Genomic DNA, 13,206 nt, shown 5'->3' with positions numbered 1-13,206 from the left:
TAACATATATATACTAAATGGTAGAATATAAAGAGCAAAACGCAAAAAACCGAAAATTTTTTACAAAGTAATAAACCCTCGGTCTTCATATACGCTTTTACCTTCCAATAGTTCAAGGTTCCATAGATGTACAGCATTTATTGTTGCTGCTAACATATCAATCTTACCTGTTGATTTCTTTTTATTTACGTAACCACTCAAATTGTTATCAAGCACTTCACGAGCGTTCGCTACGTTGATTTCAAATAGTTGGTTTGCTTCATATTTAAATTTTTCATTGAGAACCATTTCTTTCAGCAATTTTGTAGCGGGGTGTAAAACAGATGAATGTTGTTTGATTTCAACAGTATTATATCCAGCATCATTCCATTTGTTAGCGGAAGAAATGGCATTGTATCGGTCATAACCAATTTCACCGATGATTACTCTGTAATTATCTTCAAGATCCATGACGAATCTTTCAATATCACCATAATTGATTACTTTATCACCGCTAAAGATACAGAAACCTTGCTTTTCATAAATGCGATAATCAACTTTTTCATCTTTCATTTTCTTTTCCACTTGACCCTCAGGTAAAAATGCCCACACTTTAGTGATGAATTTATCTTCTTTTTCATCGTATGTAACCATTGATACTGCGGTATTATCATTACTTTGTGATAAATCGACTCCGATGTGAACTTTACGACCTGTCCAATCGAAATTGCTGATTTTTCCTTTACGTAAATCATCAGTGGAAACATATACTTCGGCAATATCGCCATCTACGAAAATATTAAGATGTTTCGTTTTAAAATTGGTTTGTGCTGATGGCATTGCAATTGCCTTATCACGCTTCTTTTTCAATTCGTCCAAGTTCTCGGGCAATTCAATCGCTAGAGGATTCGCTTGAAGTAATGCTTCATCGCTTGTCCAATCTTTCATGTTGTCGGGTTTGTAAAGCAATGCGAATAATGTTTCATCGTTAATATGACCATCCATTACTTTTTGAGCAAATTCGATTTGGTCAACCATTGGATTGTGCATTGTATCGTATGCGGTAGAAATCAGGATTCCTAAACGGTTCACTGTGTTCAACTGTGATGATTCCATTGCTTCAATAGGATAAGATGTTTTTAATGCCCCAACTTCATCAGCGACAAATCCTGTTGCGAGTCGTCCGTCCATTCGGTCATTAGATGTTGCTAATGGTTCGAATTTATTTTTCGTAATCAAGCAACGAACTTCTTTGAGAACAGTTTTAAAATGTTTGCTGATTCCAGGGCTTGCATCTAGCATTTTTGCAATTTCCTTTTTGATGATAGAAGAGAGGTCACGGTCAGGAGCAACGGAATAAAATTCACTGTGCTTTGGTTCGATTAACATTAAAATCAAAATTAACAATGCGGTTAAAAATGATTTACCACTTTTACGAGCGATTAATAACACACATTTCTCGTATCGTCGTTTAGTCGGTTTATCTTTGTGTTTCCAACATAATGCGTTAACAATAAAAAACCACTGAAAACCTGCGAGTGCTTCATAAGAGGAAACACCTACACGTAATCCAGTGGGCATGTTAATTAATTTGGTTATGTTCTCAATCAGTTTCAATAAATCTTCATCAATGAAGTATTTACAGTGCGGATCGAAAATGTCATCTATAAAATTCTGACAGGCCTTCTTAATGTATTTTGCGGAAACGACTTTTCCGTCAACTACATCTTTAGCGTATTGATATGATTTATGTTCCAGTATATACATTTTATATAGTGCCTCCTAATAATTGTAGTAGTGGGTCGGATTCTTCTTGTTTTTTATCAATTTGCATTCCTGCTAATTGGGCACGAGAAGAAGGGGACATTCCAAGTTGTGTCGATAGCGATTTGAATTGATTCATGTACGCCATTTTTGTTTTCACTGTTGGATGTTCTTTCATGATTTCATTTCCGTTACGGTCAAATTGTTTAATGAGGATTCCTTCAGTGTTTAAAATATCGTCGCATTGTCGCAACTTGCTTAATGAATCTGCGGTTTGCTCTAGAATTGGTATATCGAGATTGGTTAACAAACCACTGATTTCTAATTCCGTAGTTAAAAATTTGTAATATGCCTTTGCGAGTGGGTCGAGATAATCAGGGACAGTTTTCAATTTATCCGTGTTTCCCATCAGTCGTTTTTCCTGTTCTTCACGAACTTGTAATTGTTGTTTATTTTCCGAACGACCTTTTTTAAATCGTGCGGGCTTACGTGGTCTTGCCATATGTATCACCTTTCTTTGTTTCAAATTTTGACCAAATATTTCGTTTAGGGAGTTCCATAAAAAATTGTTCCCCCTGTTGTCCGTACACTCCCCATAAGATTTTTTTAGTAACATAGTGGGGGATATCTACTTAATTGCATAAAAAAATAGAGTTCATCATTTTCGATAAACTCTACAATTTGTATTCATATTCGTTTGGTATTTCATAATTAAAATCCAATTGTTCTCGAGTTCCTAATTGCCTATTACATGTCATACATAAACAAACTAAGTTGCTTTCATCGAAGAACAATTCAATATACTTTGATGCTGGTTTGATGTGATGTGCTGATAGTTTGCTTGTCGTTATGATGTTGTATTTAATCCAACAACGCTGACATATACAATCATCACGCTCAATAATCTTTTCACGTAACCTTTTCCACCTGCGAGTGTTACGTAATTTATCTACATCATTTGGTTCACGCTTGATACGTGCTACCGTTTGTTTATTACAATCACATGTAGTTCCTATTGGTATCAATTTACCGTGACTACACGTCGTTAGCATTGCCATAAGCACCACTCCTATATAATTGTATTAGTAGAATAATTGAATATAGATATTCAACTTTCATACCTAATTTCATATTTACCTTCCGATGCAATGTCTTGCATAATAAAGGTGTCATGTCTGTTAATGTCAATTGTACTTTTGGTTCGCTTTAAGAACTCACGAACATTCAATGTATCAACAATCTTACCATTATGTGCAATAACAAATTCCGCTACATACGTACCATCGTAATCCTGTTTATCAAACACACGGAAATACATTTGTTTTATCGGTTGTTCCTCGGTGGTTTCCTGTGGTTCTGGTGGTAATTCTTTAACACCATCAGGTAAACTATCATTGAATTGCTTCTCTTGTAGTTGATAATCTGCTGTGTCCGCTTTTGTATCAAACATTCTTTCATCTTCTAATTGTTCGTTTTCAACTTTACGTTTGGTAGATTTTTTACGATTTTTCTTTTCTACCATTTGTTGCGCTTCTTTTTTCATTTGGGTAGTAGTATAATCGCTATCCAAAAAGAATTGATCTTCGCCATCGTAATCAGGTGCCATAACATAATATTGACTTGTACTTTTGTCTTTGCGTTGTTTCACTCTCAAAAGTCCTAATGCGTATAAAGGATTTGTTAATTTATTTAAAATACGTTGTGTAGTTGAATCACTGACACCAAGTGCCACCGCTAGTGATATATATGATGATTCGATATATACATTTCCCTTTTCATCAACTTGTCCTTTATGTAATGCTTTCATGGATAAATCGTACATTTCTTGATACAACAATTTCTCCGTAGGACTTAATGTTTTACGATATTTGTCGCCTTTCATAACAACTTTTGGTGCTGAATAATACACACCAGTTTTTTGCTCCTTATCACGTAATTTATCAACGTAACCTTGTGTAATGTATTGTTTTTTCATCAGAATATTTCCTCCAGAATTTAATCGTTTTATTTTTTCATTGAGTATTCCTTCATTAATCGTTTTACCTGTGGTGTTGCTTCAAAGTAATAAACCATTTCTTTACTTTTGAATTTGTTTCTTTTTATTTCTTTCATCGGCACATTATTTTTTAATAAATGATTTGCCATCCCAAATGTGTGAACAGTAATTGGTTCCATGTTTTTCATCTCCTAATTTATAAAAATATGAGAGTCACCGAAGTGACCCATTCAATCTTGATTGAATCCAATTTTCTTTTGACATTCAATCATTGTGCTTTGATTTTTAATAATTTTCTCTTGGCATTCAATGATATTATCAGCGATTTCATTTATTTCTTCTTCTCTATTGATAGTGAAACATAAACTTGAAATCAATAATTCTAACATTGGGATTGAATAAGAACTCCAATTTTGTGTAATACACATTGTTACAATATCAATGATTGCTAAACCCAACCATAACCAACCGAAAAACTTATTGAATTTGAATTTCTTCTTTTTAGGTTTTGTTGTTTTTACTGCCTGTTCCGTTTTTTCTCCATTTACAATATCTTCAACATAATTTGTCATAATAATTTTCCTCCATTTAATTTTTGAATATTAATTTTCAATTTTGCCTGCTTTTTTCAAATCCGCACGAACCAATTGTTCGATATAAACACTTCTGCTGAATCCCAATTCTTCTGCACGTTGTTCCGCTAATGGTCGGATTTTTTTATCAATTTGTAAACTTAATTGTATTTTAGAAGCCATATAAACTCCGTCCTTTCATCGTTATAAAATATATATACACTGCTCGTACGAAACGAAAGAGGATTTGTATATTTTTTATATGTTTTTCGAATGCACGATTATTGTATTGTTTATTTAAAATTTGTAAACATGGCTCGGTCATTTTGTTGGAATTATTTTTTTCTTCATTATATAGACCTCAAAGAAACCCCAACGGGGAAGAACGACAGGTAAAGGTGCAACCTTTACTAATATATTTTTATTAAATATTTTTATTTCGTACTCATTTTGAGTACAGCAATTAACTCAATTTGAGTACAGATTTTCGTGTATTAACTCATTTTGAGTACAGATCCATCGGATAATTTATGTACTCATTTTGCATACAGGATTATTACCTCTTGTCAGTAGGTTTAGAAGAGTCATATAATAAAATTAATATTTTACCAATATATGGTAGTTAGGAGATGGAACAAATGAAAAGACAAAGCGTACATTCATCAATTTCCGCTTTAACGACTATATTCTATGGACATAAGGACAAAGAATTAGGAATTGCGACTTTAGAGTTCTACATTGAGAATGGGTTATTAAATGATAAAGAATTGATAGCCGAGATAATGGAACAAACACAATGTTATGACCTATTGAATGTAATTAAGTTGTTCGATATGGTGGCTGCTGAACAAATCGAGGACATCTTGAGAGGTGTTAAATCCTAAAATTGTTTGAAACAATGTTGGATTCCAAACGTGCAAAGTTTGCACGTTAAGAATTTAGAAGTGTAAGTTATGCACTTCTGGATTTTCCGATATGCAAAGTTTGCATGTCAGGATTTCAAATTTAGTCTCACAATTTTGTGAGACTAAACATATGAATCATAACGAAAAAATACGCTTTGACCTCGCAAAATTGCGGGGTTAAATCATTTTATATAAGGAGCGATACTATGGACGATGTATATATAATGCAACCATTTGATAAACGAGAATGGGCTCGTGAGAATATTTTATTAACTTCGGAAGCAATTGAGATATTGGGTATCAGTCGTTCACGTATGAATATGCTATTGAAAAAAGGTCAACTTGAACCCATTAGACGTACGACAGGCGTGAATCTGTTTTTACGTGATGACATTGTGAAGAAGAAGGAAGAACTCATCAAGAAACGCAAGCAATACGGTTATAGGAATGATTGACCTGCTACACATAAAGAGTGTAGGAGATATAACCAGTAGTTATAACACATACATGAGTGCGATACTATCGCCTTCAGATGTCCACAATTTTGTGGAGATAGAGCGAAAAATCGGCACATCTTCAAATGACCAATTGCAAAAAAGGGAGAGATACATATGAAAAAGAAAAAACCATTAAAGAACGTATACAAAAAAACTTTAGCGATTGAATTAATACGATTGGGTCATGACTTAAATCATACAATGCGTAATAGGAAAGATGAGAGATTCCAAGTGTATGCTTTCGTGGAAACTCCTGAACTGATACGAGATATGATGGAAATAAATAAACGAAATGATGAAACATACGCTAAGTTATTTAAACGATGAAATCACGAATTGAGTTGATCTTGTTATTTCTGTCAGTTGTAATAATGATGATGTTGTTTATGTATCAAATATACAATAACCTATTCGCTAAAGATGATGAAACGATACGGATAGAACAAGAGCGAGAAGAAAGGCGGATTCAACGTGAAGAATGGTTAAAAAATATGGAGTGAAGGGTTCTCATAATGTGAGAGCCCTTTTTGTTATTTCAAGGGTAGTCACAATGTGACCACCGTTGGTAAGGTATGCCCTAAATTGGGGTAGACCTCATAAGTGTGCTTTAAATTGAAGCCTACCTAACAGGTATACGGTGATTCACCGCACACCTACTATTTCCATAAAATGTATTGAATATTAATATTCAGAAAATTCTTCTTTACACGGTTAACATTTGTTGGTACTATAGAAATATATCGAATATGACAAAGTTCGACAAATTACACGAATACCTCCAATTACACGAATGAATTAAATTATAATTCTTGGAGGAATATATTATGACAACAAATCAACAAAGTAAAGTAATGACAACTAAGGAAGCGATTGAAACATTCGCTAGTTTTGAACAAGCACAAAAATATGGACAAGCGTATGTTCACATTTTTAATGTTGCTAGAGCATATGCAAAAAAAGAAAAGAAACACATTTTCCAATGTAGCAAAAAAAGTAAGCAAAGCATGGCTTTAAATTCGTTGGAACAGTTAGTGACCATTATACCAACCGAACCAATGGATAGTATTGCTTCTGCAAAAACAATGGATTATGTTATAGATTTTATTGAAGCACATGATGAAAGAATTGTGCTATTACCAGAAATCATTGATATGATGATTGACGAACTTATTAAACATTTTGATGAAATGCACAAAGCCACCAACGAGGAACAGTATTTTTCTTACAAAGAAAGTGCTGAAACGCAAAAATGGATATGGGAAGGCATGATAAAACTTCGTCATGCTAAAATAACTCCTACTGCTGATGGATTTGATGTAGTTGAATAATATAAATTGAATAAATGGATCGAAACCAATACATTTTGTATTGGTTTTTTTGTTGTATATATATGAAGAAAGTCGACTTAGAAAAAGTTTTTTAAAAAAGGTTCATTTTCGACCTTACAAATCGTACGAATTAAATACAATAGTCGTGTAAACAACGTCAAAACGACGTCACAATAAAAAATCAAACACACGGAGGAATATATATTATGAAAACAACAACAAAATTAAACGATACGATTCAAGGAATTGCGGAAGATGAAATAGAACAATACGCACGATATATAAAAAAGGTAAAAGAAATTAATGAAATGAAAACGATGGAAGAAATTTTAAAAGATGTGAAAGAATCATTTGATGATGAATCGCTACCATATGAAACACGCTCAAATGAAATACAAGCGATGTTCTACAATAAAATACAATTAGCTGATGAAATTGAAGAAGGATTTATTACAGATGTAGAAAAAGCAAAAAAATGGTTGGAATTAATTGAATTAATATATGAATGGTCGCTCGATGATGAATTTGAAATGGAACACCGATTACACTTCGACGAGGGTGTTCTTGAACTCGACAGTATTTCCGAATACTGCGGTGGAGATTGGATTCTTGATTACAAAGATGGAGTGCTTTATTTAGATGGTGAGAATCACGGTGATTCAATTTTACACTTATTAAATTACATCGAATCAACACTATAAGATACATGACCGCTGACTCTATGAGTTGGCGGTTGATAAAACAAAATTGATCCCAATGAAAATGTTGCCACCTGTCACATTATAACAGGTGGTTCCTTTTTCATATCATTCATCATCTATAGTAAGTAAAATACCTTCTTCAACTTTTCTCATTTTAAAGTTTTTTAAAGTATCTGCGCTTTCCAAATTTAAAACAATATCACTGATGTCACCAAGATTTACTGTCAATGAATCGCCTTCTACAGGATGTGAAGTTATAATGCGATATTCTTTTTGTGCCTTGAAGAAATTTCTTTTGTAAAAGAATGCTTGAATCATATTTTTTTCATATTCTTCTCTTTCGAATGGGGTTTCCGCATGTTCATCAAAATATTTAACAGAACCATGACTAGCATGAATATTTTTTTCTTTCAAAGCATTGTGTAATCTATTAAAAAACTCATCTTCATTTGTTATTAATATCGGTATTCTATTAGGAAACTCTTCTTTCAAATATTCTATTACTTCATTTTTTATTTTTTGTGTATTATCATCAATATGTTCTATTTCTTCTCCAAAAATACCTGTAAAACAAGTTAATTGAAATTGACGTACTGCTTCATATGTTTGAGTAAAATAACCTTTAGTAACATTTATTTTATGCATTTGTCCACCTGGGAGCCCAATATGGATTTCCCCTTTTGTCGGGTCAAAATGTCGAAAGTGAGAACCTTCATATTTATCGCCAATTCCTTTATCACCATACTTTTTTTCTAAGTCGATAAAATAACCTGTATTTTTGAAATACAAATTCCCATCTAAGAACATTTGAAGGTATTGTGGTTCAAAAAATTTAATTAACATCGCAAACACCCCTTTTCCGCTTTATTCCATTATATCATATTTTCATAGAATGAACGTTCGTTCCGTAACAAACATATCACTAACATTGTTTATTTTCGTTTGTGGTGCATTTTATCTGATTCACGACAATTACTATACGTTTCAATTTAAAGTCCGATACAAATGAATCTGAACGGTCATTTTTTTGTTTGGTTCTGTCTGACAAATCATTTTTTCTCAATACAATACTACTACATTAGTATTGGAGGAATTAACATGACAAACAAAAAGAAACATCCACTATATCAAACATGGAAAAATATGAAGGATAGATGTTATAGTAAAACAAACGGAAATTACAAATATTACGGTGCCAAGGGCGTAACAGTCGCTGAAAGATGGCATGATTTTGATAACTTCGTGTATGACATTGACAATCGAATGCTAAATGGACATTTATTATATAGTCGTGACTACCAACTGGACAAAGATTTAAACGGTGGTAATATATATTCTTTTGAGAATTGTGTTGTTATGACTAAAGATGAAAATTGGAAAATGGCATATCAAAAACAACAAAAACAAATTGTTGCAATGAATGAAAATGAAGAAATTACGTTTCGATCCATTTCCGAAGCGGGTCGAAATTTGAATATCCCACGAAATACAATTCAACATTATTTAAAAAATGGAAAGTGTCACCCTGCTGGTTATCAATTTAAATATTGTTGTTAAAATCCCTTGTAGGGTTTCAATCAAATATGTATAATTGTGTTAATAGAGTTATCGGAAACGTTGAATTATCAACAATTATACATATAATGATACCCTATATTCACTGTCAAACCTTGACAGGGTGGAGGTCGTGAGTTCGAGCCTCTCCGGGGTCATATAAAAAAGAGACACCATATCAACCTTCTACGTGATATAGTGTCTCTTTTTTATCTAATTCAATTACTTCCCACCAAAGATCTTCTCCAAAGACTTCGCATTTGCAAACAATACTTCTTTTAAGTTATCGTCAGCAACGATTTTATAGTCGCCATCTTTGTCTTTCTTTAAGTTCAATCTAACTTCGCGAGTTGCCATTGCTGCATCTTTATCCGTTAAGTTTTTGATGATAGTTGAGGTCATTGTTTTTTCGATTGCTTTTTCAGATTGTTCTTTGTCTTCACTAAATGCGCTAGCGAAGGCCATTGGCATAACTTCTCCCACTGCTTTTGTTACAGCAACGGATAGATCAGCAGATGTAATTTTCACTTTCACTTCTGCTTTGTCATCCTTTTTCGATACTTCTTCTATCTTTTCAAATTTAAAGTTCTTTGTAATTGCACTTAGCATTTCTTTTGCCTCAGCATCATCTGTTTTTTCATTTAGCTTATTAAATTCCTTGTCACTCTCAACAAATGTACGAGCCTTTTCTACATCACCTTTTTGTATCGCTGTTAAAAATTCTTCTGTAGTATCTTTCGGATTTGCACACCCTGCTAAAACACCTGCTGTTAATCCCACTACCATCATTAATAGCAATAATTTCTTTATCTTTTGCACGCTCATTCTCCTCTTATCTTTTCTAGTAAGTCAGCATTATATAATAGTATGAAACTGACATTACAAACATTTTTTAGTATATCATTTATATGATTCGTTTTCTATTAATTCCCAAAAGATAAAGGGCCTTGCAGCATTCCTACAAGGCCCTCCTCTATCAATCCGTATCCGTAGCACAAATGAGCCACATTTTCTGCTCCTTACTATCTAACACCATCCAAGTAACATCCCACGCAACATCGTAAAACCATTCTGTCCAAGGGCGGTAGCTTTGGAACACTTTAATATCTTCGTATCGATCTTAGAACATGTATTTACATACATTTATCGCTATTTTTCTAGTGAAAACCGGACGTTCTTAAAATTCTATATGTACCCCGCTCCACTATACAAGTATTCTTCCTTAAATGTAAGCATAAATTACTCAAGAGATAAATGATTCATTTCTTTTTAAGTATTACTAATTACCCTTTTCCATCTTTAACTTCTTTATACTTTAAATTTTATCTATACGCTTTTCTTCTTTTTCTTTTTCTTTTTCTTTTTCTTCAATATATATATCTAATAGATTTAAAAGGTAATGACCTGATTCTATAATCTTTTTAAACCTCTTTTCTAAAAACCAAAATGAAAAAAATATAACTGTAAATATCCCACTACACATTATTACTACAAAAGGAGCATTATCTTTTGCATTTATTGTCAAAACTGTTGTTAGCATTATTGTTATAATCGCAACAGCAAATGTTACCACAGTATTGAAATGTGGAGTAGGCTTCATTACTTCTAACTTGGATTTAATATACGCATTCATCATTTTCAAATCATTTACTTCCATATGCTCTATCCCTATACTTGATACATCTAATTTACACTCAATTATTAAACCCTCAATTTTCTTTTGTAACTCTCTCTCTACCTTTCCTATATAAAAATATTCAGCTATTTTCATATTACTTTCCCCATTTATATAACTTATAGTATATATTAGAAAATTACTCTTCAAAGCCTGTCCTTAAGAAGTTTAGTTTCCTTGTATATTATTTCTTATACACAACTAAAAACACAACAATCATCCCAAGCACATAATGCCCCGCTACCATCCACATACTCCGATCAAAAATCATAAGCGATAACCAAAGCGATATATTAATAGCAGCAAATAATACGTATAAAATGAAGTCTCTCTTTTGTAGCGCCCCTCTATTCATTACAATGTAGATTGCACCGATTGGTGGAAGGATAAAGCAAAGGAAAAAGACAAACGCTTTTCTTAACGACCATGGATATGAAGTTACTGTCTGCATAGGAATCTCCTTTTCACTTTATAGTACTTTTAACATTGGCCTCACAATTCTATATTCCTCACCATCAGGCTCCTTTATGATTAAAGGTGAGTGGGGACCTTTTTCTTCTTCTATCATTGTGAATACTTCTGTTTTTTCCTGTACTATGTTGGATTCACTATTTTTAATAGGTTTTTCACTTGTTTCAATTTTCTTTGTTATTTCTCCTAGCCTTTGCCCCACTTCTTCTGCTTTGGCCGGTTCATTTGTTATGTAGTATTCTTGCCCCTCCCATACTAACATAGGTGGCACTTGTTCTCGTTTGTTACATATTATATAAGTAATACTAGCTATAAGTAGTAGGCATGTTAATAAAAAGAAGATAGTTTTTTTATTCATATACTCTTCTCCCTATCTATCATTTTATTAAATTATATAATATCCATTATATACAGTAAATGGATATAGTAGGAATTTTCGGATTTTACAAAAAAAGAGAAAAACCTTACTGCTGTAAGGTTCCATTTTTATATTCTATAGTGACCGATTTATTAAAACGATCATGACGATAATCGCTATAAACATAACAACTAAACAGCCGATCATTTTATAAAAGCCTCGTTTCGTTAACGTCCCACCTTGCACGTCTTTACGAATAAATAAGAATACGGCTAAAAATAATACAAGTCCAATGCCAAAAGCATACATCATTTGCATATGTTAATCTTCCTTTCTCTCTTCCATCTTAATATCTTTTTGCCAAAACAACAAACGAGATAAAGACGGTACTCATCGTGAGTGCCATAAGTATGTTCAGTAGTTCAACTGCAGATAGTGTAATAACATTTAAGTTTAAGCCAATAGAGAAAAGAAGATAATACGCTGTTAATGCAAAAAAGCTGAAGAACATGCCTTTATAACGAATTAATTTCATCCGCTCGTCTTTTTCTTTAAATTGCGGATGTAAGTAGCTTAAGCAAAAGCACATGATCATCATCGCAAGCACTGTATAAGTTGGAGTTGGTGGTGCAGAATGCGTCATTATTCCTGTTAGGATCATAAATCCACTCATGAATAGAAAAATAATTCCCATGATAACGAAGTACTTTTGTGAATAGTTCATCTTTATTCCTCCCCTTCTTTTCCTTCATAAATAAATACATGTTCTATCGTTGTCTGAAATGTTTTCGCGATTTCAAATGCTAACGGAAGTGACGGATCGTATTTTCCCTTTTCAATTGAAATGATGGTTTGTCTGGAAACGCCAAGTTTCTCAGCCAATTTTTCTTGTGATAGTCCAAATTTTTTTCGGTATTCGACCATTTTATTTTCCAAGGAAATTTCTCCCTCCTTCCTTATAACGAGTATATATGTAAAGCAAACTTTACGTCAAGTTTCCTTTACATCTGTTTTGTTTATTTTTCGTTCTATTTATATAGAAGAAACTTTTTAATTTCAGCACGTCTATTTTGAAACAAAATACGGAACACTGTAACTAACAGTTACTATATCTCCTCCTCTCTTTTTTTAAAATTTAATATCTCCATATTTGTTTTATCCTTTTAAAATATTTCATTTATCCCTTTATTCGGCGAAATGTGTTATTGGTTTTACGGTGTTTTTCGTCATATTTATAGAAACTAACTGTTTATAAAGCATTTTTTATGTTTAGCAACTTTTTTTGTAGAAATCCTTCACTTTCCTTTCAATATTTAACACTATCTAAATAAAGTTTACGATAAATTCATAATTTTTTATTTTTTATACTATATTCCGTTATATTGTTGTATAATATCAATGAAAGC

The 13,206-nt window shown here is 32.6% G+C and carries 22 protein-coding genes and 1 pseudogene; 7 read left to right on the top strand and 16 right to left on the bottom strand.

The window, feature by feature from the left end; translation table 11 throughout:
• Nucleotides 1-60 precede the first annotated feature (60 nt).
• From BAQ46_RS02795 to BAQ46_RS30545, 7 genes are all read right to left on the bottom strand, one after another.
• On the bottom strand, nt 61-1,560 hold the full coding sequence (locus BAQ46_RS02795) for a terminase large subunit (RefSeq protein ID WP_249024540.1): 1,500 nt from the start codon (nt 1,558-1,560) through the stop codon (nt 61-63).
• A gap of 187 nt (nt 1,561-1,747) precedes the next feature.
• Complete coding sequence (locus tag BAQ46_RS02790; protein WP_000113655.1) at nt 1,748-2,245, bottom strand: phage terminase small subunit P27 family; 498 nt, start codon at nt 2,243-2,245, stop codon at nt 1,748-1,750.
• Nucleotides 2,246-2,417: 172 nt separating this feature from the next.
• On the bottom strand, nt 2,418-2,801 hold the full coding sequence (locus BAQ46_RS02785) for an HNH endonuclease (protein ID WP_071741592.1): 384 nt from the start codon (nt 2,799-2,801) through the stop codon (nt 2,418-2,420).
• Nucleotides 2,802-2,851: 50 nt separating this feature from the next.
• A complete protein-coding gene (locus tag BAQ46_RS02780; RefSeq protein ID WP_071741591.1) occupies nt 2,852-3,718 on the bottom strand; it encodes a replication initiator protein A in 867 nt (288 codons plus the stop codon).
• A 29-nt stretch (nt 3,719-3,747) separates the two neighbouring features.
• Complete coding sequence (locus BAQ46_RS30550) at nt 3,748-3,918, bottom strand: DUF5659 domain-containing protein (RefSeq protein ID WP_169823859.1); 171 nt, start codon at nt 3,916-3,918, stop codon at nt 3,748-3,750.
• 51 nt (nt 3,919-3,969) lie between these two features.
• On the bottom strand, nt 3,970-4,311 hold the full coding sequence (locus BAQ46_RS02775; RefSeq protein WP_071741590.1) for a hypothetical protein: 342 nt from the start codon (nt 4,309-4,311) through the stop codon (nt 3,970-3,972).
• Between the two features lie 30 nt (nt 4,312-4,341).
• A complete protein-coding gene (locus tag BAQ46_RS30545; protein WP_169823858.1) occupies nt 4,342-4,494 on the bottom strand; it encodes a hypothetical protein in 153 nt (50 codons plus the stop codon).
• A 455-nt stretch (nt 4,495-4,949) separates the two neighbouring features.
• Here BAQ46_RS30545 and BAQ46_RS02770 point away from each other — a divergent pair, with 455 nt between their 5' ends.
• The 6 genes from BAQ46_RS02770 (at nt 4,950) to BAQ46_RS02745 (ending at nt 7,742) form a co-directional block, all read left to right on the top strand.
• Nucleotides 4,950-5,195, top strand: a complete 246-nt coding sequence (locus BAQ46_RS02770; protein WP_071741589.1) for a hypothetical protein — start codon at nt 4,950-4,952, stop codon at nt 5,193-5,195.
• Nucleotides 5,196-5,422: 227 nt separating this feature from the next.
• Nucleotides 5,423-5,671, top strand: coding sequence for a hypothetical protein (locus tag BAQ46_RS02765; protein ID WP_071741588.1), 249 nt, complete (start codon nt 5,423-5,425; stop codon nt 5,669-5,671).
• Nucleotides 5,672-5,827: 156 nt separating this feature from the next.
• Nucleotides 5,828-6,040, top strand: a complete 213-nt coding sequence (locus BAQ46_RS02760) for a hypothetical protein (RefSeq protein ID WP_071741587.1) — start codon at nt 5,828-5,830, stop codon at nt 6,038-6,040.
• Nucleotides 6,037-6,213 carry a hypothetical protein gene (locus tag BAQ46_RS30540; RefSeq protein WP_071741586.1) on the top strand — a complete coding sequence of 59 codons (177 nt, stop codon included), beginning with the start codon at nt 6,037-6,039 and terminating at the stop codon, nt 6,211-6,213. Before BAQ46_RS02760 ends, BAQ46_RS30540 begins: the two co-directional genes overlap by 4 nt.
• Before the next feature lie 324 nt (nt 6,214-6,537).
• On the top strand, nt 6,538-7,041 hold the full coding sequence (locus BAQ46_RS02750) for a hypothetical protein (protein ID WP_071741585.1): 504 nt from the start codon (nt 6,538-6,540) through the stop codon (nt 7,039-7,041).
• Between the two features lie 206 nt (nt 7,042-7,247).
• The gene (locus BAQ46_RS02745; protein ID WP_071741584.1) at nt 7,248-7,742 is read left to right on the top strand and encodes a hypothetical protein; all 495 of its coding nucleotides are present in this window, start codon (nt 7,248-7,250) and stop codon (nt 7,740-7,742) included.
• A 105-nt stretch (nt 7,743-7,847) separates the two neighbouring features.
• On the opposite strand, the gene BAQ46_RS02740 is transcribed toward BAQ46_RS02745, so the two are convergent.
• Entirely contained in the window at nt 7,848-8,585 is a 738-nt protein-coding gene (locus BAQ46_RS02740) for a hypothetical protein (RefSeq protein ID WP_071741583.1), read from the bottom strand.
• A gap of 255 nt (nt 8,586-8,840) precedes the next feature.
• Here BAQ46_RS02740 and BAQ46_RS02735 point away from each other — a divergent pair, with 255 nt between their 5' ends.
• Nucleotides 8,841-9,299: an NUMOD1 domain-containing DNA-binding protein gene (locus BAQ46_RS02735; RefSeq protein ID WP_071741582.1), complete on the top strand. Its 459-nt coding sequence runs from the start codon at nt 8,841-8,843 to the stop codon at nt 9,297-9,299.
• Between the two features lie 219 nt (nt 9,300-9,518).
• On the opposite strand, the gene BAQ46_RS02730 is transcribed toward BAQ46_RS02735, so the two are convergent.
• The 8 genes and pseudogenes from BAQ46_RS02730 to BAQ46_RS02695 all read right to left on the bottom strand — a co-directional run bounded on the left by BAQ46_RS02730 (nt 9,519) and on the right by BAQ46_RS02695 (nt 12,736).
• A complete protein-coding gene (locus BAQ46_RS02730; RefSeq protein ID WP_061131178.1) occupies nt 9,519-10,115 on the bottom strand; it encodes a DUF4878 domain-containing protein in 597 nt (198 codons plus the stop codon).
• 157 nt (nt 10,116-10,272) lie between these two features.
• A pseudogene (locus BAQ46_RS02725) lies at nt 10,273-10,446 on the bottom strand (DUF6183 family protein); the annotation flags it as partial.
• A gap of 165 nt (nt 10,447-10,611) precedes the next feature.
• Nucleotides 10,612-11,067 carry a hypothetical protein gene (locus tag BAQ46_RS02720; protein WP_071741581.1) on the bottom strand — a complete coding sequence of 152 codons (456 nt, stop codon included), beginning with the start codon at nt 11,065-11,067 and terminating at the stop codon, nt 10,612-10,614.
• An 88-nt stretch (nt 11,068-11,155) separates the two neighbouring features.
• Nucleotides 11,156-11,422: a hypothetical protein gene (locus BAQ46_RS02715; protein WP_071741580.1), complete on the bottom strand. Its 267-nt coding sequence runs from the start codon at nt 11,420-11,422 to the stop codon at nt 11,156-11,158.
• 18 nt (nt 11,423-11,440) lie between these two features.
• Nucleotides 11,441-11,800 (bottom strand): hypothetical protein, encoded by a 360-nt coding sequence (locus tag BAQ46_RS02710; RefSeq protein WP_071741579.1) that lies wholly within the window; start codon nt 11,798-11,800, stop codon nt 11,441-11,443.
• A gap of 135 nt (nt 11,801-11,935) precedes the next feature.
• A complete protein-coding gene (locus BAQ46_RS02705) occupies nt 11,936-12,118 on the bottom strand; it encodes a DUF3976 domain-containing protein (protein WP_001178301.1) in 183 nt (60 codons plus the stop codon).
• A 28-nt stretch (nt 12,119-12,146) separates the two neighbouring features.
• Nucleotides 12,147-12,524, bottom strand: coding sequence for a hypothetical protein (locus tag BAQ46_RS02700; protein WP_001109914.1), 378 nt, complete (start codon nt 12,522-12,524; stop codon nt 12,147-12,149).
• A gap of 2 nt (nt 12,525-12,526) precedes the next feature.
• A complete protein-coding gene (locus BAQ46_RS02695) occupies nt 12,527-12,736 on the bottom strand; it encodes a helix-turn-helix transcriptional regulator (protein WP_000428510.1) in 210 nt (69 codons plus the stop codon).
• Nucleotides 12,737-13,206 lie beyond the last annotated feature (470 nt).

It is taken from the genome of Bacillus paranthracis, from assembly GCF_001883995.1.
In the GTDB taxonomy this organism is placed as follows: Bacteria; Bacillota; Bacilli; order Bacillales; family Bacillaceae_G; genus Bacillus_A; species Bacillus_A paranthracis.
The sequence above is the reverse complement of the archived record's forward strand: the minus strand, read 5'-3'. Positions and strand labels throughout refer to the sequence as shown.